Genomic DNA, 22474 nt, shown 5'->3' on the forward strand with positions numbered 1-22474 from the left:
TCTAAGTCATCGTTTTGAAAAGAAGTGGTATTTTTGGAGAAGTTTTTAGAACAAAAAGAACAGCAAGAAATATATTTTCTAGAAAAGAAATTCACCTCAATCTCTTTTAAGTCCATGAGTCAAAAAATCCTAAATAGCCTTCAAAGAATCCCTGCAAAATGTATTGGTAATCAAGAAAATGTAACCTTAGACAGTGTTTCTATAGACAGTCGTTCGTTGCAAAACGGCCCTCATACGGTGTTCTTTGCATTAATTGGCGTTCATAGTGATGCACATTTTTATATCAAAGATTTAATTGATAATGGCGTTCAAAACTTTGTTGTGACCCATATTCCGGATGATTGTAAGGAGAACGCTAATTTTTATGTTGTTGAAAATACACTTACCGCCTTACAACAATTCGCCGCCAACTACCGCAGTCTTTTTGATTTCCCTATTATCGGACTGACCGGAAGTAACGGTAAAACGATTGTCAAGGAATGGCTCAACTTTTTATTGAGTCCTGATTATAACGTTATTCGAAGTCCAAAGAGTTATAATTCCCAAATAGGTGTTCCGCTGTCTGTGATTGCGATTAATGAAAAACACAATTTAGGGATTTTTGAAGCGGGTATTTCCACTCGTTCTGAAATGGATAAATTAGAGGAAATTATCAAGCCAACTATTGGAATTCTCACCAACATTGGAACCGCACACGATGAAGGGTTTGCAAGTATAGCAGAAAAAATTACCGAAAAATTAAAGCTTTTTGAGCACGCTCAAGTTTTAATTTACAATAAAAATGAAAGTATCGATACTTTTATTAATCCGGAAATCAAAGCATTTTCTTGGAGTTTGAATGATAAAAGTGCGTCTGTTTTTGTTTCCAAAAAAAGTATTTTAGATAAGACCATTTTGAATATTCAATTCGGGCAGGACCATTTTGAGATAAAAATTCCGTTTCAAGACGAGGCTTCGGTCGAAAATGCCATCTCCTGTTTGATGGTTTTGCTGTATTTTGAATACGATGCAATCACCATTCAAAACCGTATGGAATTGTTGTATCCGGTAGAAATGCGCTTGAAAGTCAAAAACGGAATCAATAATTGCAGTATTATTGATGATAGTTACAGCTCGGATTTTCAGTCGTTGAAAATTGCATTGGATTTTCTCGAAAGTCAAAAACAATACAAGAAAAAAACGGTGATTTTGTCTGATATTTTCCAAAGTGGTTTGGCTACGGAGGCGCTTTACGCTAAAGTTTCCGAGTTGATTATTTCCAATAAAATTGACCGTGTTATTGGCATTGGACAAACCATTTCGGCTTTCAAAAATAAATTTACCAATTGTATTACTTTCGAAAATACTGCTGCCTTTGTCACTGATTTTGAAAATCTGGATTTTGGTAATGAAACCATTTTGATAAAAGGGGCGAGATCGTTCCAGTTTGAAGAAATTGTATATTTGTTAGAAGAGAAAACACATGAAACGGTCTTGGAAATCAACCTGAATGCGATTAGTTACAACTTAAATTTTTTTAAATCCAAGCTTAAGCCAAAGGTGAAAATTATGGTGATGGTAAAAGCATTTGGTTATGGAAATGGTGGACTCGAAATAGCCAAATTACTGGAGTATCATAAGGTTGATTATTTAGGAGTGGCTTTTGCCGATGAAGGTATTTCATTGAAAAACGGAGGGATTCAGGTGCCTATTATGGTGCTGAATCCGGAGAATACGAGTTTTTCGGCCATCATCCAACATCAATTAGAGCCGGAAATTTACTGCTTGAAAGGACTTTATGCGTTTTTGAAAATAGCGAAACAGAAAAATTTAGAGCACTTTCCGATTCATATTAAATTTGATACGGGAATGCACCGACTTGGTTTTGAGGGAAATACTATTGATGAACTGATAGACGCCCTGAAAGGAAATACAACTGTTCAAATAAAGAGTATTTTGTCACACATGGCCACCAGTGATGATCTCGAACACATGGATTTTGCTCATGCTCAAATTGCTTTATTCGAAAAGTTATCGTCTAAATTGATGTCTGAGCTGCAAATAAAACCGTTGCGACACATCTTAAACACATCGGGAATCAGTAATTTCCCAGATTCGCAATACGATATGGTGCGATTGGGAATTGGATTGTACGGTGTTTCAAATGATGCCGAAGAACAAAAACAACTCGAAAATGTGGGTACGCTGAAATCAGTGATTTCGCAAATAAGAACGATTGCAGCTGGAGAAAGCGTAGGGTATGGCCGTCGATTTGTAGCCGAAAAACCAACAAAAATTGCCACTATCCCTATTGGCTATGCTGATGGAATTTCCAGAGGTTGGGGAAATGGATTAGGATTTGTGATGATAAAAGGCGCAAAGGCTTATATAGTTGGCAGTATTTGCATGGATATGCTGATGGTTGATGTCACTGGAATCGAATGTAAAGAAGGCGATTCGATACTTATTTTTGGGGAAAATCCAACGGTATCTTTTATTGCCGAAAAATTAAATACTATTCCCTATGAAATTCTCACCAGTATTTCGCAGCGTGTGAAACGGGTATTTTATCGCTAACAGCTAAACTAGAGGAAATGACTGTTAATTATGTTAAAATTTTTATTAAATTCGCTTATTAAGAAATGAATTTTTAACCTAAAAAGATAAATTATGGGATTTTTCAGTGATTTTAAAGCTTCTTTAATGAAAGGAGACGTTTTAAGTTTGGCAACTGCTGTTGTTATAGCGGGTGCATTTGGTAAAATTGTTGGATCCGCTGTGGATGATATCATTATGCCAATAGTAGGTTTGATAACTGGTGGAATCGATTTTACCCAAAAATTCATCACTTTAGACGGTAATAGTTATGCTGATTTACCTGCAGCAAAAGCAGCAGGAGCGGCAGTCATCACTTATGGAAATCTTGTGCAAGCAATTATTAACTTTGTTATTATCGCATTTTTTGTTTTTGTTATTTTAAGAGCTGCTGAGAAAGCGAAGAAAAAAGAAGTTGTTGTTGTAGCTGCTCCGGCTGGACCAACGCAAGAAGAATTATTGACTCAGATTAGAGATTTATTGAAAAAGTAATTTCCGCTACATTATATATTCTAATTTATCCTGAATTCATTTCAGGACTAAACCGCTTCGTAATTGAGGCGGTTTTTCTTTTTGTTTAATAATAGAAAACAATGATTTGTTGTATTTATAACATTTTGTTATTTTTTGTGAAGCCACTTGTTTTGGTTTTAATATTACTTACTTTTGTACTTCAAATTTAATATTCAATAATAAAAATATAAGATGAGAATAGCAGTTGTAGGCGCTACTGGAATGGTTGGCGAAGTAATGTTGAAAGTTTTAGCAGAAAGAAATTTCCCTGTAACAGAATTAATTCCGGTTGCTTCTGAGCGATCAGTGGGAAAAGAAATTGAATACAAGGGCAAAAAATATAAAGTAGTAGGCATGCAAACGGCAGTAGATATGAAAGCAGATATTGCTTTGTTCTCTGCGGGTGGAGATACTTCACTGGAGTGGGCTCCAAAATTTGCGGCAGCAGGAACAACTGTTATCGATAATTCATCTGCTTGGAGAATGGACCCAACTAAAAAATTAATCGTTCCGGAAATCAACGCAGCTGAATTGAATGCAGCAGATAAAATAATTGCGAATCCTAACTGTTCTACCATTCAAATGGTTTTAGTTTTGGCTCCTTTGCACAAAAAATATAATATCAAACGTGTAATTGTTTCTACGTACCAATCCATTACTGGAACCGGTGTAAAAGCAGTGCAGCAATTGGAAAATGAATACGCAGGTGTTCAAGGTGAAATGGCTTATAAATACCCAATTCACAGAAATGCGATTCCACAATGTGATTCTTTTGAAGAAAATGGATACACTAAAGAAGAGATGAAGCTGGTTCGTGAAACTAAAAAAATCTTAAGTGACAACACCATTGCCGTTACAGCAACTGCGGTTCGTGTGCCAATTGTAGGTGGACACAGTGAAGCGGTAAACGTAGAATTCTCGAATGACTTTGACTTAAATGAAGTGAGAAATATTTTGCATCATACCGATGGCGTAGTGGTTCAGGACAATAATGATACGTATACATACCCAATGCCAATGTATGCACAAGGAAAAGATGATGTTTTTGTAGGTAGAATTCGTCGTGACGAAAGCCAGGAAAACACATTGAATATGTGGATTGTTGCGGATAACTTGAGAAAAGGAGCAGCAACAAACACAATTCAAATTGCTGAATATTTGATTGCAGCTAAATTGGTGTAAATCAAATTTTATTTTAAAATGAAATCATTTGTTTCGCAAAAAATATATTTTGTGAGACAAATGGTTTTCTTTTTTCCTGTTTTTGTTACCTTTGGCTCGAATGAAAAAGAATAAACTCATACTAAGTCTTTCTCTGGTTATTACAGTATTGTTTTCAATGCTGTTCCAGTCATGGCATACGTATGAGCATTTGGCTAAACAGCTTTCTGAAAAGCAATGCTACCATAAATACAATGTTACCGGAACAGAGATAACGCACCAACACCAGAAAGTTGATCATTGTTATGTTTGTGAATTTGCTTTAGGAAGTTACATTACTCCAAAAGATTTCTCCTATCAATTGTATTCCAGTAGTGTAGAAATCCCTTATTTTTTTACTGCAGCGGAAACAGTTATTTCGTTTTCCGGCAGTTTGTATTCCCTCCGAGGTCCACCAGTAAATAGTTTAAGCTGAATTCATTTCAGCTTCTGTTGAATTTATTTTCCACGCAACTTCAATAATTTGATTTTGTTGGAAGCATTTTTATTTACTAAATAATTCCAGTCTCGGTAAACTCTGTTCGGAGAAAGCTGACAGCAGGAATACTACAATCAATTCCAATGAAAAAACATATCATAGTCCTATTTTTAGGACTTTCGGCGATGCTTCAAGCGCAAAACACCCTTTCGGGAACTGTAACCGATTTAAAAAACCAACCCATAAAAGGCGTTTCAGTCTATGCTTCAGAATTGCATAAAGGAACCACTACAGATGAAAACGGAAAATATACTTTTTCAAATCTGCCAAATAGAAACTTAAAAATCAGCTTTACATTCGTAGGATTTGCAACCCAAAATAAAACCATAAACAGTCTTCAAAAAGAAAACACACTTGATATTATTCTTGAAGAAGCAATTTTCGAAATGGACGAAGTAATCGTCTCTACGGCTTTCAATAAAATTCAATCGCAAAACGTGATGAAAGTTGAGCATGAAAGTATCAAAAATTTGCAACGAAAAGGAACGGCCACTTTAATCGAAGGATTGGCTACTATTCCGGGAGTTTCTCAGGTTTCTACTGGAACTTCTATCGGGAAACCGGTAATTCGTGGTTTGAGCGGCAATCGTGTTTTGGTATATTCTCAAGGTGTTCGAATAGAAAATCAACAGTTTGGTGACGAACACGGTTTGGGATTGAATGATTCAGGAATTGAAAGTGTTGAGGTAATCAAAGGGCCAGCTTCTTTATTGTACGGTTCAGATGCTTTGGGTGGTGTTTTGTATTTTAACCCAGAAAAATTTGCCGATGCGAATACTTTTAAAGCAAACTTCAGTCAAAAATATTTCTCGAATACCGCAGGAAGCAGTTCTTCTTTGGGTTTGAAAACATCTACAGACAACTGGAAATACATGGCTCGTGGAAGTTACAACACGCATTCTGATTATAAAATTGCCGATGGTGACCGAGTGACAAATACCCGTTACAATGAAACCGATTTCAAAACAGGAATTGGCTACAGCAATGCTAAATTTTCAAGTGTATTGCGTTACAATTACAATGAATTGGATTTAGGAATTCCGGAAGATGGCATAGCAGATCAAACGATAAGCAAGAAAACCGGATTTCCAAAACAAGGCGTTTTTAATCATTTATTGAGTTTAAACAATGTTTTCTTTTTCGAAAAATCAAAACTGGATCTAGATTTAGGGTATGTTGCCAATGATCGAAGTGAGTTTGAAGACAGCGATGTGGCCGTTTTACACATGAAATTGAAGACTTTCAATTACAATGCAAAATACCATTTACCAAAAATGGGAAAAATAGAAACCATTGTGGGCGTTCAGGGAATGCATCAAACCAATACAAATTCAGGAGAAGAATATTTAATTCCGGATGCGGTTACGAATGATTTTGGTGTTTTTGGAACGGCTAATTATGAGTGGAATTCCAATGTGTTGCAAGCTGGATTGCGTTTCGATAATAGAAATATTACTACTGATGCGCAAGGAATTGCAGGCGAAGAAGGTTCTTTTGAAGCCATCGATAAATCATACGACAGTTTTAATGCGTCGTTGGGTTATAAAACCAATCTGACTGATGATTTGACGTTGCGTTTGAACGTTGCTTCTGGCTTTAGAGCGCCAAACCTTGCCGAATTAACTTCAAATGGAGTGCATGAAGGAACGAATCGCTATGAAGTAGGAAACAGTGATTTAGAAACCGAACAAAACGTTCAAACGGATTTAAATTTAGAATACAAAACGGATCATTTTGAGTTTTTTGTGAACGGATTTTACAATCACATCAACAATTATATTTACACTTCTCCAACAGGAGCAGTGATTGACGAAAATGCTGTTTTTGATTATATTCAGAATAACGCCAAATTATATGGAGGTGAAGTTGGACTGCATTTTCACCCGCATCCATTGGATTGGTTGCATTTTGAAACAAGTTTTGAAACCGTGACCGGCGAGAAACAAAACGGAGACTACTTGCCGTTAATCCCGGCTAACAATTGGAACAACACCATTAGAACCGAATTCAAAATCAAAAACTGGTTAGAAGATGGTTTTGCAACTTTGAATGTTTCCAGTACGTTCAATCAAAAAAATGTAAGTGGATTTGAAACAGAATCGAATGGGTATAACTTAGTGAATTTAGGTTTTGGCGGAACTGTAAAATTGGGAAAAACTGCTTTTGACGTCAATATCAACGGGAATAATTTATTTGATAAAAGATACATTGCGCATCTTTCCCGTCTAAAAACGGATGGTATTCCAAACATTGGAAGAAACATCGTTTTGGGTGTGAATTTTAATTTGTAATTCATTTGCATGAGCAAAAAAACAAAAAACGCTATTCGAAAGAGTAGCGTTTTTTAGTTTTATTTAAGACTTTTCCTTATTTACAACACTAACTATTTCCCTATTTTTGTAACAATCTAAAACAGAATCTAATGAAAAAAACTTTTTTAATAATGGCTGTATCTTCTGCAATGGCGACTTTTGGCCAAAACCAAAAACCGGTAACTTATCCCACTACGAGTAAAGGGGAAATTGTTGATGTATATTTTGATACCAAGCTTTCGGATCCATACCGCTGGCTCGAAGACGACAAATCTGCTGAAACGGGTGCTTGGGTAAAAGCCCAAAACGAAGTGACTTATGGTTATTTGGCTCAAATTCCGTTTCGTGATTTGCTAAAAGCAAGAATGGAAAAACTGTGGAATTACGAAAAAATAGGAGCACCTTTCAAAGAAGGAGATTTCACGTATTACTATAAAAACAACGGTTTGCAAAATCAATCGGTGTTGTACAGAAAAGACGCCAAAGGAACCGAAACCGTGTTTTTGGATCCAAACACCTTTTCTAAAGACGGAACTACATCGCTTGGCGGATTAAATTTCTCTAAAGATGGTTCTAAAGTGGCCTATGCTATTTCAGAAGGCGGAAGCGACTGGAGAAAAGTCATCATCATGGATGCCATTACCCAAAAAATAATCGAAGACACTATTGTCGATGTGAAATTCAGTGGTGTTTCTTGGAAAGCTAACGAAGGATTCTACTATTCCAGTTATGACAAACCAAAAGGAAGCGAATTATCGGCAAAAACCGACCAACATAAACTGTATTTCCATAAGTTAGGAACCGCACAAAAAGACGATAAAGTAATTTTTGGTGCCGACCAAAAACGCCGTTATGTAGGCGGTGGTGTGACCGAAGATGACCTTTATTTGGTTATCACAGCGTCTAATTCTACCTACGGAAACGAGTTGTACATCAAAGATTTGACAAAACCCAACAGTCCTATTGTGACTATTGTGGATAATTTCAAGAGCGACAACAACATAATCGAAAACGAAGGCGGGAAATTATATATAGAAACCGACTTGAATGCGCCCAACAAACGCATCGTTACCGTGGACGTCAACAACCCGAAACCGGAAAACTGGAAAGATTTTATTGCAGAAACAGAGAATGTGTTGTCTCCATCAACAGGTGGCGGGTATTTCTTTGCTAATTATATGAAAGATGCTGTTTCGGTGGTGAAACAATATGATTATTCAGGAAAATTGGTACGTGAAATCCAATTGCCTGGCGTAGGAACTGCCGGTGGTTTTGGCGGAAAGAAAAAAGAGAAAACTTTGTATTATTCCTTCACAAATTACATTACGCCGGGTTCTATTTTTTCATTCGAACCAGCAACAGGAACTTCGGCGGTGTATGAAAAACCAAAAGTAGATTTCGACAGTGAGCTATACGAGTCCAAACAAGTGTTTTATACTTCTAAAGACGGAACCAAAATCCCAATGATTATCACCCACAAAAAAGGATTAAAACTCGACGGGACAAATCCAACGATGCTTTATGGTTACGGAGGATTCAACGTGAGTTTGACACCAAGTTTCAGCATTGCCAATGCCGTTTGGATGGAAAACGGAGGTGTTTATGCCGTGCCAAATTTACGTGGTGGTGGCGAATACGGGAAAAAATGGCACGATGCGGGAACCAAAATGCAAAAACAAAATGTATTTGATGATTTCATCGCAGCGGCTGAATATCTGATTGCTCAAAAATACACTTCTTCGCAGTATTTAGCCATTCGTGGTGGGTCAAACGGAGGATTGCTAGTGGGCGCTACCATGACGCAACGTCCGGATTTGATGCGAGTTGCTTTACCGGCAGTAGGCGTGATGGACATGTTGCGCTACCACACCTTTACCGCAGGAGCAGGTTGGGCATATGATTACGGAACGGCGCAGGACAGCAAGGAAATGTTCAACTACATCAAGGGATATTCTCCAGTACACAACATACAAAAAGGGATTCAATACCCGGCAACCATGGTCACAACGGGCGATCACGATGACAGAGTTGTACCAGCGCACAGTTTCAAGTTTGCTGCCGAATTACAGGAAAAACAAACCGGAACAAACCCAACCCTAATCCGTATTGATATCAATGCAGGACACGGCGCCGGAAAATCCGTGGCAGCAACCATTCAGGAAAATGTAGATATTCAGGCCTTTACCTTATTCAACATGGGAGTGGTGTTATTGCGATAGTAGGACTAACAGGAATGTGTGGGAAATTCATTATCAAATATTTGATGGTTTATAACTTATCCCTTATGGTAGAAATGTGATTAAAAATTATATGTGGTATCTGTTTTTCATACACTATCCATACACTATCTATGCACTATCTATGCACTATCTATGCTTTATCCATACACTCTTGGTTTGTGTATAGCTAAAGCAGGATTAATTTAATAACTTGTATAGTTATTTTAGGACGGGTAAGGACAAGACAGATGTATTTGCCTCCTGCTAGGAGACTACAAATGTCCTTAAAAAGACGAAAGTTTGAGATTGTAGTCTCCAATTCCTTTTGTTGCGGAAATTCAATTGTATTCATGATTTTACTTTTTTAAGTGTTATACTGTCTGAAAAATTGTATTTTTGTTTATCACATGCACTTTTTATTGACAGCATTTTAAATACCTTTGAACTATGAACACAGCAACAAAACCGAAACATATAGGCAGAAATATAAGCCGAATCAGAGAGCTTAGAGGTATGAAACAAGAAGCGTTGGCTATTGCAATAGGAGTGAGCCAACAATCAGTTTCTAATATTGAGGGAAGCGAAACAGTTGAGGAAGAAAAACTAAAAGCAATTGCTGAAGTATTAGGCGTTTCTTCTGATGCAATTAAAAATTATAGTGATGAAGGCGTAATTAATTATTTTAATACTTTTAATGAAGCTGTTTCAAGCAGTAACTTTGGACATAATAATACATGTACTTTTAATCCCTTAGATAAACTTGTTGATGCTTATGAAGAAAATAAAAAACTTTATGAACGTTTAGTTCAAGCTGAAAAAGATAAGGTTGACTATTTAGAGAAGCTGTTAAAAAAATAGAACACCGATTTATTATAAAAAAAACAAGAAAAGAGACCGTATAAGTTACCAACAGGGCTAGGACATTAGATTTTCAGACGATTGTCATTGCGAGGAACGAAGCAATCACATCATAACAAATTCAAAAAACGCTATTCGAAAGAGTAGCGTTTTTTTGTGGAATGAATTTACTTATCAAAAAATCAAGTTGAAAACTAATCAATAATGAGGACAATTGTAAGCAAGTCAATTGTCCACACAAAACTATTTTTATAGGTTATGAATATTAAGGAAAAATTCGGATTTAAAGTCAAACAATTGCGAGAACGAAAAGGTTTCTCTATCGAGTATTTAGCCAATATATCAAATGTTGATAGAACCTATATTTCTGATATAGAAAAAGGAAAAAGAAATGTTTCCATTCAAATTATGGAGAAAATAATCTTAGCACTCGATGCTGATTTTATAGAATTCTTCAACGATAATAATTTTAAGAAATGAAAATGAAAGAGAAAATATCAATTGAGGAATTTGATAGTAAAAAATTTAAACTTCGCATAGTTGAATCGGAAGATAATAGAAAAGCAGTAGTTACTCATTATCTTCATAATTATCGTAATGGAGTAAAAAAACATTATGAAGAAGAAGCAGAGAAATATTTAAAAGAAATTGTTCAATACAAAAACGAAGAAGAAGATTTAAATCTTGTTTCGGATGTTGCTTTGCAACAATTATTATTTGAGGTTGAAGGTGTACCCTTTCCAACACCTGATAATTATACTTTTAAATTTATAGATCTTTTTGCGGGAATTGGAGGTTTTAGAATTGCATTGCAAAATATTGGAGGGAAATGCGTGTATACAAGTGAATGGAATGCTGATTCACAAATAACATATAGAGCAAATTTTGGAGAAGTTCCATTTGGAGATATAACAAAGGAGAGAACCAAAAATTATATACCTGATGATTTTCAAGTACTCTGTGCGGGATTTCCTTGCCAAGCATTTTCTATTGCAGGAAACAGAAAAGGCTTTCACGATACAAGAGGAACACTTTTTTTCGATTTGGAAAAGATTATCGAAACTAAAAGACCAAAAGTAGTTTTCCTTGAAAATGTTAAAAATCTTGTATCTCACGATAAAGGAAATACTTTTAAAATAATATTGGAAATTTTAGAAGAAAAACTTGGTTACAAAGCTTATACTAAAATACTGAATTCGTCCACTCATGCAAATGTCCCACAAAATAGAGAAAGGATTTTTATTGTTGCTTTTGATAAAGAACAAGTAGCGAATCATGGAGATTTTAGATTTCCAGAGCCAATACCTTTAACCAATACAATTCATGATATTTTAGAAAAAGGGAAACAAGCAGATAATTTATATTACAAGAAAGACCATCAATATTATCCGGAACTTGAAAAGACTATGACTTCAAAAGATACGATTTATCAATGGAGAAGAGTCTATGTAAGAGAAAATAAAAGTCAAGTTTGTCCCACTCTAACAGCTAATATGGGAACAGGAGGTCATAATGTTCCTTTGATTTTAGATGATTATGGTATCAGAAAATTAACTCCGAAAGAATGTTTTGCATTTCAAGGGTATCCGATGGATAAATATATCTTGCCAAATGTTTCTAATAGTAAGTTATATATGCAAGCGGGTAATTCAGTTACGACAACATTGATTGAAAGGATTGCTAATCAAATTTCACAAGTTATATGAAATCATTTGCAGAAATAGATCAGGAAAATAATGGAAATTATTTAAAATTACTTTCTGCATCAGCGAAACTTTCTAAGCTCTTTAGTGAAAGCCAAGTTCCGTATATATATTATAGAGCTGCAGAAAATATATTTTGTAGAAGTTTCGAAGCAGAAAATCTTTCAAGAGGAGATTCAGCATTTGATGCAAACTATAATTCGGTTGGAATAGGTTTAAAAACCTTTATATGTAACAAACAAGTAAGTACAGAAAAAGTTGCTGAATTTAATAAACTTTCAAAACAACTTAACGGGTTTAAGGGCAAAGATTTAGCGCATAAATTATCAGAATTTAGAAACGAAAGAATTGATTTAGCAAATCGCCTTTATGATATTGAGAATTCACTTTATCATATTGTGGCTAGAAAAAGTAACGAGTTGCTTTTGTTTGAGACAGATTACCATAAAATTGATATTGATAATATTGGCTCAGTAAAGGAAAGCAGTTCTGGATTGCAATTTCATGATGGAAAAAATGGTTATTCTTATAATTATTCCAAAAGTACTTTATTTAGAAAATTTGAAATTCCTGAAAAAGTTTTTCGTTTACCAATTGATATTATTAGTGATCCTTATACACTATTATTAGAATTATTTGAAGAAAGCAAGAGTGTTCCAAAAGCAACAAATCTATTTTTAAAAGGAGAGAATTTCGTCATTTTACCTCTTTATGGAATTAAAGAGAAACAAAAATTTGTTTTTGAGAAAAGTGGTTTAAATCAATGGAATGCAAATGGTAGAAAGAGAGATTTTGGCGAAGTGTATATACCAATTCCCAGTATTATTCATCAGTTGTATCCTAATTTTTTTCCTAAAAGAGACCAAGAATTTAATTTACAGATACCGACAGGAGAAATATTTAAAGCAAAAGTTTGTCAAGAAAATTCAAAAGCTTTAATGACGAACCCTAATAAAGCTTTATCAGATTGGTTATTAAGAAAAGTCTTTGATTTGAAAGAAGGAGAATTAGCTACTATAGAAAAAATGGAAGAGCTAGGTTTTGATAGTGTGATTATTTCTAAAGATAATAGTGGTAATTTCAAAATAGATAAAGCAAAATTGGATAGTTTTGATGATTTTTTAAATAATTAATAATTTTATAAAATGAATTTTTTTTCCATAAAGACAAGTTTTCAAGATACAATTAAACAGGTTTTATCAAATAATAAAAACATTGTATTTAATGATTTATCAGGATATGATAAAAATAAGATTTTAAAAGGCGATTTAGTTTTTATTATAATTAGTGGCGACAAAGTAAAAAAAAGTATCAAATATGAAAATGGATTACGAGCAATTGGAAAGATTTCTAAAACTCCATTAAAGGGCAAAGATGATAAACACTTTGGGCTTGAGGTTGAAATAATTCATTTTTTATTAAAATCTATTTCTAAAAAAGATTTTTACTATTATCCTTCCTTACAAGATGTTGGGAATCTTGGTCCAGACACTAAAGGTTCTGCGGCACAGCCTTGTCGTTTTATTGAAGGAGTTAGCGGTCAAAATGTTATAAGAGCAATTAAGGATATTACCAAATCTAATCTAGACCCTTCGATTTTTGATTCAATAGTTGGTAATAATTACTTTATTGAAAAATTACAGATATCAACTTTAGATGGAAATATTAAGATTAAAGGCGACAATAAAATTTCATTTTATATTCAAGAAAAATTTGTTGAATGGTTTAAAAAAGCAGAAAATTACAAGAAGTCGTATGAAGGACTCGTCAACCTTAAAGTTTTAAGTTTTTGGAATGAAAGCTATTTTAACAATTCTTTGTTTTTAATTGAACTTGATAATTTAGAGGAGTCATTCTTGAAAACAGAAAAACTGATTGCAGATAAAAGTAATCAAGAATGGAAAAGTTATAGTGAAGCATCTAGCAAAGGTGCGCCTGAAGCTGTTTTAGGTAAAAATAATTATTTGAAGTTTTTATTTGAGTTTTTAAAAGAAGAAAACAACATTAATAAGTTAAGGGATTTCGATTTGTCTCAAAATGTAATATGTTCTTTGATTCAAGAGCCATTTGACTACAAGAAATTCCACAAAAACACGCAAGAAGCTGGTTTGATCTTTTCAGAACCAATAACAGCTCGTTTTGTAGCTTCTTTGTGTACTAAGCCATTTGTAATTTGTAGTGGTTTGTCAGGTTCTGGAAAAACGAAGTTAGCTCAAGCTTTTGTTCGGTGGATTTGTGAAACTGAAGAACAATATAAAATTATACCGGTTGGTGCAGATTGGACTAATAGGGAGCCTTTGTTAGGTTATCCAAATGCTATTGAAACAGAAAAATATGTTGTTCCTGAGAATGGTGCTTTAGAATTAATAATTAAAGCTAGCTTAGATGATAAGAAACCTTATTTTCTAATTCTTGATGAGATGAATTTAAGTCATGTTGAACGCTATTTTGCTGACTTTTTAAGTGCTATGGAATCGGGTGAGGCAATTCCATTACATACAATTGAAGACCATGAATACATGCCAAATAATATAATACTGCCTAAAAATCTTTTTATAATTGGAACTGTAAACATTGACGAAACGACTTATATGTTCAGTCCCAAAGTTTTAGATAGAGCTAATACTATTGAATTTAGAGTAAACGAAAAAGATTTAACAAACTACTTTGATAGTAAAATAAAGTTAGATATGGATTCACTAAAATTTAAAGGTACTTCAATGGCTGAAAGTTTTATTAATATTGCTACCGATGAAACTAATAAAGATTTTGACAAAGCCAAAGTTGAATTATTGTATTTCTTTACTGAGTTAAAAAAATCTGGAGCTGAATTTGGGTATAGAAGTGCTTCCGAAATTGGAAGACTAATACAAAAACTAGAGGAATTAGGTGAGGAAGGGGATGATTTATTAGATATTGCTATAATGCAAAAACTATTGCCAAAACTACATGGCTCTAGAAGTAAATTATCTAAAATTTTAATAACATTGGGTAATCTATGTCTTAACGATTCAATAGATAGTAAAACAAAGTATTTCGACCAATTAGATGATATTGACTTTACAGAAAGCAACATCAAATATAAACTGTCATTTGAAAAAATCATCAGAATGTATAAAAATGCTTTAGATAATGGTTTCACAAGTTACGCTGAAGCGTAAATAAATGATAGATCCATCAGATAATAGTGTAATAAAGCTTGATTTTATTAAAAAGGGCTTAACTCTCGAAATTATTTCTGAGGGGGATAGTTCATTGTATAAAATTGATGAAAACAGTGCTAATGAAAATGGAGAGGCGTTTATCCAAATATTAGAAGGACGATCCTATGAATATGAATTTTCCAAAAAAAAATACAGATTAAAATGTTCCGTTGAAGGAATTGTTTCGAAATCTAAAAAACATGAACATAGAGGAAGAATAATTCCTAATATTTACGTTGGAACCTTGCAATTAGAAGTTTTTTCTGTCGATTTCCCTGATAAAATAACTAAAATATCAATTGAGGTTTTAGCAACAAAATTTAACAACGAACCTGACATAAGTTACAGGCAAAATTATCGGAACATGCTTGAAAGCATAACCGAAAAATGTACTGACTTATTAATGCAAATCAATAGTCCCGTTTTACAAAATTTTGAAACGGATTTTAATGAAGATAACGAAACAATCTATCAACGTTTTTGTTTTGTCAGTTCATTAATTAATTCTAAAGAATTTGAAGAAGCCGTGCAAAAAATAATTTCATCTCCAAAAACACATTGGATTAACGAAATGGAGCAATCTGATACTAGAAAAATAAAGCGTTTTTCAAGCAGTGAAATTAGACAATTAACTTCTTCAAGTAACAGAATAAAATTACAAGAAAACCATTATTTAAATTCAAAGGGAATAAATTCTATTCCGTCAAAGATATTTAGCACTAAAAAAGTTGAAAGTATTGATAATGCTGAAAACAGATTTGTTAAACATGTCTTGGAAGTTTATTTAGTGTTTTGTGAAAAGTGTACAGATAATTTTAAAGTTAATACACGAGAGAAAAAAGAGGCCGTAATTTTAGTAAAAAAACTCGAAGTCCAACTAAATCAACCCTTTTTTAAAGAAATTTCGAGACCGACGACTTTAAAACTTAATAGCCCTGTTCTACAGAGAAAAAGTGGCTATCGCGAAGTGTTAAAAACTTGGCTTATGTTTGATTTAGCGGCTAAGTTAGTTTGGAAAGGTGGCGATGATGTGTATTCTGCTGGCAAAAAAGATATTGCAACGCTTTATGAGTATTGGTTGTTTTTTGCTTTACATGATTTGTTTAAAGAAAAATTTAAACTAAATCAAATCGAACAAGACGATATTGCATACAAACATCTTATCTCAGAAACAAAAGATGGTTTAAATGTAATAATAAAAGCAGGAGTTCATACCGCATTAAGCGGGACTTACATCAGTGAAAACCGTAAGCTCAAAATAAAATATTCCTATAATCGCTCATTTAAAGGAGGTAAGATTTTTAATGAAGATAAAGGTCATGGCAGTTGGACGACAACTCTAAGACCAGATTATACATTGTCTTTTTGGCCTCAAGAGTTTTCTGAAAGCGATGCGGAAAAAAACGAATTAATAGTACACATTCATTTCGATGCAAAATATAAGGTTACTCAATTTATTATAAACACAAAAATTGATTCTAAAGAAATTGATGAAGAAGAGTTAGAGGAACGAAAAGGTTTTTATAAGAATGCTGACTTACTGAAGATGCACGCTTATAAAGACGCAATTAGAAGGACAGGTGGTGCTTATATTTTATATCCCGGAACAGAGGCCAAAGAATTAAGAGGGTTTCATGAAATAATTCCTGGACTTGGAGCTTTTGCCATTAATCCTTCAAATGAAGTCGTTGGTTTAAAAAATCTATCTGAATTTATAGATAAAGTAATTAATCATTTACTTGATAGAACTTCCCAAAGAGAGAATATAGCTTCTAAAGGCTACGATATTCACAAGGACCCTAAAGATGATCTAAACATCCTAAAAGAACCAATGCCAGAATATTTAAATGGTGCAAAATTAATACCCGATGATGTTTTTGTTCTAGTTGGATTTTATAAAGATGTGGAGCACTATAATTGGATAGGAAGTAAGAATTTATACAATATTAGAGTAGATTCGCATCATGGTGCAATTCCATTAACAATTAAAGAATTAACTGCAAAATATATTTTGCTTCATACAATTGGAGATAGTTTTTCTAATGAGCTTTGGGAAATTAAGGGTGAAGGTGTTAAGGTTTATTCTAGTGCAAAGATGAATAGTGAAGGATATGCAACTGAAAACAGTTATTTAATTTACCAAATTGAAAGATCAAGTTCAAAAGAATTTGAAAATATTTCATGGAATTTCAAAGAATTAAAAAATTATGAAAGTCGTAGACAGTCAGCCAAGCCTTTTGTTGTAACATTAACAGATTTAATGAAAGTAAGCGAGAAAAAATCGAATATTTAGAATACCTGCTCATCCGCTAAAAAAATGATGCGGATAGATTTTTAGATATCCCAATGTTTTATTAATGGACTCGGTTTTTCAATACCACAAATTCTCTCTTTTATTTTCCCAATGTTTTATTAATTGGTTCGGTTTTTTATACTGCAATCGGTAAATTTGAGAATAGAACATTAAATAAATAAAAACATGACAGTACAAATCAACACAGACAACAATGTAGAAGGACACGCACGTTTGAAAGCGTATATTGCGGAAGAATTAGGGACAGCTTTAGCACGTTTTGAAGATAAAATAACCCGTTTAGAAGTGCATCTTGGTGACGAAAACAGCGATAAAGGTGGTGTGAACGACAAACGATGTCTGATCGAAGCAAGACCAAATAACATGCAACCGGTAGCGGTTACCAATCATGCGGATACTACCGAAAAAGCCTTTCACGGTGCCTTGGACAAAATTAAAAAAGTGTTGGATACCGCTTTCGAAAAACAGAAAGCGTACTAAATAGTTGCCTTTTGGGAAATACCAATAAAAAAAATGACACTGTCTAAATAAGACAGTGTCATTTTTTTGTTAGTTATTCTCTGGAGAAAGAGATTGTCTTTTATTTGTCAAACAGTAAGGTTGCTAATGCTTCGTCTCTTTTATAAACATCTTCATAAAAATGAACTACACCTTCCTCATCTACCCAAGCGGTAAAATAACCGATGTATACCGGAATTTTGTTTTTAAGCGTGTACCAATATTCTTCTCCGCCGTTCATTGCCGTTTCTATCTTTTCAGGATTCCATTTTTTATCGTTCTTCATGATCATGGCAGCAAGTTCTTTTGGCTTGGCTACACGTATGCATCCGTGGCTAAAAGCGCGGTCTTCTTTACCAAATAAACTTTTGGATGGCGTATCGTGTAAATAAATCGCATTCGAATTGGGGAATAAAAACTTCACTAATCCCAATGAATTTTCCGGTCCGGGTCTTTGTCTTACGTTGCTGTCTTTCCATTCCATGTCATGTTCGGCCAAGTAATTTGGATTCTTTTCAATAGCAGGAAGAATCTCTTTCTTTAAAATACTGGTCGGCACATTCCAATACGGTCTGAATACGATATATTTCATTGGCGCACTAAAAATCACGGTTTTGTGCATCGCTTTTCCCACCACAACTTTGGAGCGTAATTCGGGTTTTCCGTCTCTGAAAAAGGTTAATTCATAGGCTGGAATATTCACCACGATTAATTCCTTGGATTTGGTAATGTCATTCGAAATCCATCTGCAACGTTCCATATTGACCATAACAGTTTTGATACGATCCGCAACAGAAACATTCATGTAATTGATGTGTTCCGGAAGAATCGTTTTGTTCAGGAGATTGCCACTTCTCTTTTTAAATTTTAAAATTCCGGTGGCTAATTCGTCATCATACACGGCACTTTTTGAATCTCGGGAAATATCATCCGTGATAAACAGACGGGTTCTGATTTGTGCAATGGCTGTGGCACTGTCACCAGGTTTATACGATTTGACATTTGGATCCAGTGCAATGGTTTTCCAGCCGCCTTTCTTTTCTATTTTGCGGTATTCCTGCAACACATCTTTAAGCAGATAATACTGTTTCAATACGCCTTTTTCTTCTTTGTTGATTAATGAAGGGTTGATTAACAACGAATCCAAGTAATTGACATACGATTGTCTTTTTCGAGGTAAAAACCATCCTAAATCTTTCGATTTTTGAGTGCTGATACCATCGTATACATTATCTGCATAAAAAAAGTATAGCGCAGAACTCAATAATTCAGTATCAATAGTTGCTTTTTGATTGTCATCCGGATTGTCATAAATATCATCTAATTTTTCCTTGTATGGAATCACGGTTTCAATTCCTTCCTGAGACAAATTATTTACTTTATTGTATAGCAAACCTGCAAATTCATTGAGTCCATCCTTGTCAAACCAGATGTAATGAAATTGATGCTTGCGGTACAATTGTTCTACATCGCCCTGATAATTTTTCAGCTTTGGATATTTTTCAAAAAATGTTTTGATTTGTGTACTATCAAAAGCAATTTCAACGGTATTTAAACTCGTTTCCTTTTTAGCTTCATTTCCATCTTTCTTTTTGCAGGAAACGATGGTGAGTAATAGTGTAAAAACAACAATTAGTATGGGGGAACTTAACTTTCTCATAATTCGAACTTTAAATCTTAAATTTTTCTGTCTAAAGCAGTACAAAAATACATCAAAACTCGATATGTAATACGGCCTTGAGTTGGACGGTTTTTTTTAGTTTGAAATTAGATCTGTATTTTGAGTGTCTAGATTAAAAGGAAATGACATTCAAGAATCTTTTAATCAGTTGGTTACGGAATTTTGTTTTATTTTTAAAACTAAATTTGAAATCAAATAGGATTATCAAAATCCAAAAATTATGAAAAAAATAGTTGACTGTTCTACGCTTTCACATCAAAAGATTTTGATGATACTATTCTATGATTTTGGGATTACTTGGAGTGTTTCTGACTTTTTGGTTTTGCTTTCGAATGGAATTTCAGTTGGCAGAAGAACTAGTTTTTGTACGATTAATTTCATAACCGAATGTTTTTATGCTACCTTTATTTCAAACAGTAAAGGAGAATAAATGAATCAATTTTGGGACGCTGCAAAAACGTATTTTAAAACCATACATTTCAGGAAAATAATCAAAAAAATTGGTTTTTTCTTTCTGGGAATAGTTCTGTTTTTGTTATTGTTTTCGGTGGTTTTGGCAGTTTATTTCAACAATAACAAAGCGGAAATTGTCACGCAGATCAATGCCAAAATCAACGATAATATAACGGGTACAATCGATATTGGCGATATCAAATACAAGTTTTTGAAGGGTTTTCCCAATATGACTTTGGCGTTAAGCCAAGTGGAATTGAAGGACAGTTTGTGGGCCGTTCATAAACGCACGTTGCTCAAAGCGGAACAAATTGAGGTTCGTATCGATTTAGTAGACTTGCTTTCAAATGAGATCAATATCGATAAAATTGAAATTCAGCACGCTACTTTACATTTGTTTAAAGGAAAGGACGGAATCGTAAATACCGCTATTTTTAGAACCAAACCAAAAGGCGAAAAATCAAAAAGCTCGACCACTTCCACAGTCAATGAAGTGATTTTGGACCAAGTGCATTTCATCTCTGAAAATCAATTGGGAAATAAGTTATTTGATTTTAATATCGTTGCATTGCGAAGCCAAATAGATCATGATAACGAGAACTGGCACACGAATCTGTATTTGAAAACGCTTGCCAAAAGTATGGCTTTCAATACTCAAAGAGGGAGTTTTATCAAGGACAGGATTGTAGAAGGGGTTTTGACGGTTGATTTTTCGAAACAGAAAAACCAGATTAGTGTCGCCACGGAGCAACTCCTGATTGGGAAAGAGTTTTTTGATATCAACGCCCATTTTAGTCTGGATGAAAACAAATCTCCGTTTGATATTGCTATTAAAACTACCATTTTATGGCGCAGTGCTTCCGCTTTATTGAGTGCTAATATCAGTACTAAAGTCAATCAGTTTGACTTGAAAAAACCTATTGATGTTGGTTGCACAATTATTGGCGATATGAATGCCACGGGCGATCCGGAAATTGTAGTGACCACAAAAATAAAAAATAATGAACTCAAGATACCGGACGGAATTATCACGGACTGTAGTTTTGATGCCACTTTTACCAACCAATATAAAAAAGGAGCAGGTTGCAATGATATCAACTCTACCATAACTTTAACTGATTTTTTTGGGAAGTACAAAACGATTCCTTTTACGATACCAATTGGAATCATTTCCAATTTTGAAAAGACAACAGCCGCAGGAAGTTTTAGATCAGATTTTGCAGTTTCCCGATTGAATGAAATAATCAACAAGGATTTTATGCATTTTTCTAATGGTCAGGCCAAAGTGAATTTGGATTTCAAATTTGACGTTTTAAATTTAAAAATACAAAAACCTTTGTTTACCGGTAATGTTTATGTTAAAGACGCCATTATAAATTATGGACCCCGAAATTTAACCTTTTTGAAAACTGACATTCAGCTTGATTTTACGGAGCAAGCCTTATTGATTAAAAAAATTAATTTTAAAGACCGAAAAAACACGGTTTTTATGGAGGGTAAAATTGATAATTTTCTTACTTTATATTACGAAAATCCTGAAAAAATGCTCGTTAATTGGGATATTTATGCTCCCTTTCTGGATGTGAAACAGTTTGTAGGCGTGATTACCAGTTCAGGTCAAAAAGCCCCAAAAAAGCCCCATAAAAAAGATGATTTTTCAGAGGAATTGTATTCCGTTATTGATAAATGCCAAGTGGTGTTGCATCTAAAAGCGGATAAAATGACATATAGTAAACTGGTGGCTACTAATGCTAAAGCCACGGTTTTATTGGTCAATAATCAGTTAATTGTAAAAAATGGCTGGGTGCAGAGTTCAGGCGGAACGATTTCTTTTGACGGACAATTGGCTCCAAATGGCGATAACTTCCTTCTGGAATCCAATGCGAAAATCAATCGGGTGGATATTGCCCGATTCCTGACTTCGTTGAATAATTTTGGGATTCAATCCTTTCAACCCAAAAACATAAAAGGATTTTTGTCTGCTTCGGCATCGCTGAAAGGAACGCTGCTTTCCGGCGGGCAATTAAAAACAAACTCGCTTTCCGGAGCTGCAAAATTTGATGTGATCCAAGGGGCTTTGGTCGATTTTAAACCCATAACAAATATTGGTAAGTTCGCTTTTCCTTTTAGAGATGTTAAGAATATCGTTTTTAGCGATTTGTCCGGGAATTTTAAAATCAATGGTGATTTAGTGGATGTAAATGATTTGAAAGTGAGTTCCAGCGTTTTGAACTTGGATGTAAATGGCGTTTATTCGTTTAACAGAGGGACGAATCTAGCGATGACTATTCCGTTGAGGAACCCAAAAAAAGATGAACTTATCACCGACGAAGCTGAAAAAGCCGAAAAACGTACTAAAGGAATTGTGCTGCATTTATTGGCCGTTGACGTAGATGGAAAAATAAAAATCAGATGGAATAAAAACCATGAATAAATACTTAAATCAC

At 34.2% G+C, this 22474-nt stretch carries 16 protein-coding genes; 15 read left to right on the top strand and 1 reads right to left on the bottom strand.

Annotated features, from left to right (window positions below; genetic code table 11):
• Nucleotides 1-114: 114 nt before the first annotated feature.
• The 13 genes from BMX64_RS12865 (at nucleotide 115) to BMX64_RS12925 (ending at nucleotide 17875) form a co-directional block, all read left to right on the top strand.
• Nucleotides 115-2556 carry a bifunctional UDP-N-acetylmuramoyl-tripeptide:D-alanyl-D-alanine ligase/alanine racemase gene (locus BMX64_RS12865; protein ID WP_091172855.1) on the top strand — a complete coding sequence of 814 codons (2442 nt, stop codon included), beginning with the start codon at nucleotides 115-117 and terminating at the stop codon, nucleotides 2554-2556.
• A gap of 93 nt (nucleotides 2557-2649) precedes the next feature.
• Nucleotides 2650-3066, top strand: a complete 417-nt coding sequence (gene mscL / locus BMX64_RS12870; protein WP_091172689.1) for a large conductance mechanosensitive channel protein MscL — start codon at nucleotides 2650-2652, stop codon at nucleotides 3064-3066.
• A gap of 213 nt (nucleotides 3067-3279) precedes the next feature.
• The gene (locus BMX64_RS12875; protein WP_091172692.1) at nucleotides 3280-4269 is read left to right on the top strand and encodes an aspartate-semialdehyde dehydrogenase; all 990 of its coding nucleotides are present in this window, start codon (nucleotides 3280-3282) and stop codon (nucleotides 4267-4269) included.
• A 100-nt stretch (nucleotides 4270-4369) separates the two neighbouring features.
• The gene (locus BMX64_RS12880; protein WP_091172694.1) at nucleotides 4370-4723 is read left to right on the top strand and encodes a hypothetical protein; all 354 of its coding nucleotides are present in this window, start codon (nucleotides 4370-4372) and stop codon (nucleotides 4721-4723) included.
• Nucleotides 4724-4869: 146 nt separating this feature from the next.
• Complete coding sequence (locus tag BMX64_RS12885; protein ID WP_091172697.1) at nucleotides 4870-7077, top strand: TonB-dependent receptor; 2208 nt, start codon at nucleotides 4870-4872, stop codon at nucleotides 7075-7077.
• A 152-nt stretch (nucleotides 7078-7229) separates the two neighbouring features.
• Nucleotides 7230-9317 (top strand): prolyl oligopeptidase family serine peptidase, encoded by a 2088-nt coding sequence (locus BMX64_RS12890; RefSeq protein ID WP_396180378.1) that lies wholly within the window; start codon nucleotides 7230-7232, stop codon nucleotides 9315-9317.
• A gap of 447 nt (nucleotides 9318-9764) precedes the next feature.
• Nucleotides 9765-10175 (top strand): helix-turn-helix domain-containing protein, encoded by a 411-nt coding sequence (locus BMX64_RS12895; RefSeq protein ID WP_091172702.1) that lies wholly within the window; start codon nucleotides 9765-9767, stop codon nucleotides 10173-10175.
• A gap of 258 nt (nucleotides 10176-10433) precedes the next feature.
• The gene (locus BMX64_RS12900) at nucleotides 10434-10655 is read left to right on the top strand and encodes a helix-turn-helix domain-containing protein (protein WP_091172705.1); all 222 of its coding nucleotides are present in this window, start codon (nucleotides 10434-10436) and stop codon (nucleotides 10653-10655) included.
• Nucleotides 10656-10657: 2 nt separating this feature from the next.
• The gene (dcm, locus tag BMX64_RS12905) at nucleotides 10658-11881 is read left to right on the top strand and encodes a DNA cytosine methyltransferase (RefSeq protein ID WP_244273298.1); all 1224 of its coding nucleotides are present in this window, start codon (nucleotides 10658-10660) and stop codon (nucleotides 11879-11881) included.
• The gene (locus BMX64_RS12910) at nucleotides 11878-13011 is read left to right on the top strand and encodes a phospholipase D-like domain-containing protein (protein ID WP_091172712.1); all 1134 of its coding nucleotides are present in this window, start codon (nucleotides 11878-11880) and stop codon (nucleotides 13009-13011) included. Before dcm ends, BMX64_RS12910 begins: the two co-directional genes overlap by 4 nt.
• Nucleotides 13012-13023: 12 nt before the next feature.
• Nucleotides 13024-15039: an McrB family protein gene (locus BMX64_RS12915; protein ID WP_091172716.1), complete on the top strand. Its 2016-nt coding sequence runs from the start codon at nucleotides 13024-13026 to the stop codon at nucleotides 15037-15039.
• A gap of 4 nt (nucleotides 15040-15043) precedes the next feature.
• Complete coding sequence (locus tag BMX64_RS12920; protein ID WP_091172721.1) at nucleotides 15044-17374, top strand: DUF2357 domain-containing protein; 2331 nt, start codon at nucleotides 15044-15046, stop codon at nucleotides 17372-17374.
• 186 nt (nucleotides 17375-17560) lie between these two features.
• Nucleotides 17561-17875, top strand: a complete 315-nt coding sequence (locus BMX64_RS12925; protein WP_091172724.1) for an HPF/RaiA family ribosome-associated protein — start codon at nucleotides 17561-17563, stop codon at nucleotides 17873-17875.
• Nucleotides 17876-17975: 100 nt separating this feature from the next.
• Here BMX64_RS12925 and BMX64_RS12930 read toward each other — a convergent pair whose 3' ends face one another.
• Nucleotides 17976-19553, bottom strand: coding sequence for a L,D-transpeptidase family protein (locus BMX64_RS12930; protein ID WP_091172727.1), 1578 nt, complete (start codon nucleotides 19551-19553; stop codon nucleotides 17976-17978).
• Between the two features lie 241 nt (nucleotides 19554-19794).
• Here BMX64_RS12930 and BMX64_RS12935 point away from each other — a divergent pair, with 241 nt between their 5' ends.
• Together BMX64_RS12935 and BMX64_RS12940 are read left to right on the top strand one after the other, a co-directional pair.
• Nucleotides 19795-20004, top strand: coding sequence for a hypothetical protein (locus tag BMX64_RS12935; protein WP_091172730.1), 210 nt, complete (start codon nucleotides 19795-19797; stop codon nucleotides 20002-20004).
• A complete protein-coding gene (locus tag BMX64_RS12940) occupies nucleotides 20005-22461 on the top strand; it encodes an AsmA family protein (RefSeq protein ID WP_091172732.1) in 2457 nt (818 codons plus the stop codon).
• Nucleotides 22462-22474: the final 13 nt, after the last annotated feature.

Source organism: Flavobacterium sinopsychrotolerans (assembly GCF_900110375.1).
Taxonomy (GTDB): Bacteria; Bacteroidota; Bacteroidia; order Flavobacteriales; family Flavobacteriaceae; genus Flavobacterium; species Flavobacterium sinopsychrotolerans.

Coding starts and splice junctions, on each gene's coding strand:
- BMX64_RS12865 (WP_091172855.1), top strand. CDS start 115: ATGAGTCAAAAAATCCTAAATAGCCTTCAAAGAATCCCTGCAAAATGT.
- mscL (WP_091172689.1), top strand. CDS start 2,650: ATGGGATTTTTCAGTGATTTTAAAGCTTCTTTAATGAAAGGAGACGTT.
- BMX64_RS12875 (WP_091172692.1), top strand. CDS start 3,280: ATGAGAATAGCAGTTGTAGGCGCTACTGGAATGGTTGGCGAAGTAATG.
- BMX64_RS12880 (WP_091172694.1), top strand. CDS start 4,370: ATGAAAAAGAATAAACTCATACTAAGTCTTTCTCTGGTTATTACAGTA.
- BMX64_RS12885 (WP_091172697.1), top strand. CDS start 4,870: ATGAAAAAACATATCATAGTCCTATTTTTAGGACTTTCGGCGATGCTT.
- BMX64_RS12890 (WP_396180378.1), top strand. CDS start 7,230: ATGGCTGTATCTTCTGCAATGGCGACTTTTGGCCAAAACCAAAAACCG.
- BMX64_RS12895 (WP_091172702.1), top strand. CDS start 9,765: ATGAACACAGCAACAAAACCGAAACATATAGGCAGAAATATAAGCCGA.
- BMX64_RS12900 (WP_091172705.1), top strand. CDS start 10,434: ATGAATATTAAGGAAAAATTCGGATTTAAAGTCAAACAATTGCGAGAA.
- dcm (WP_244273298.1), top strand. CDS start 10,658: ATGAAAGAGAAAATATCAATTGAGGAATTTGATAGTAAAAAATTTAAA.
- BMX64_RS12910 (WP_091172712.1), top strand. CDS start 11,878: ATGAAATCATTTGCAGAAATAGATCAGGAAAATAATGGAAATTATTTA.
- BMX64_RS12915 (WP_091172716.1), top strand. CDS start 13,024: ATGAATTTTTTTTCCATAAAGACAAGTTTTCAAGATACAATTAAACAG.
- BMX64_RS12920 (WP_091172721.1), top strand. CDS start 15,044: ATGATAGATCCATCAGATAATAGTGTAATAAAGCTTGATTTTATTAAA.
- BMX64_RS12925 (WP_091172724.1), top strand. CDS start 17,561: ATGACAGTACAAATCAACACAGACAACAATGTAGAAGGACACGCACGT.
- BMX64_RS12930 (WP_091172727.1), bottom strand. CDS start 19,553: ATGAGAAAGTTAAGTTCCCCCATACTAATTGTTGTTTTTACACTATTA.
- BMX64_RS12935 (WP_091172730.1), top strand. CDS start 19,795: ATGAAAAAAATAGTTGACTGTTCTACGCTTTCACATCAAAAGATTTTG.
- BMX64_RS12940 (WP_091172732.1), top strand. CDS start 20,005: ATGAATCAATTTTGGGACGCTGCAAAAACGTATTTTAAAACCATACAT.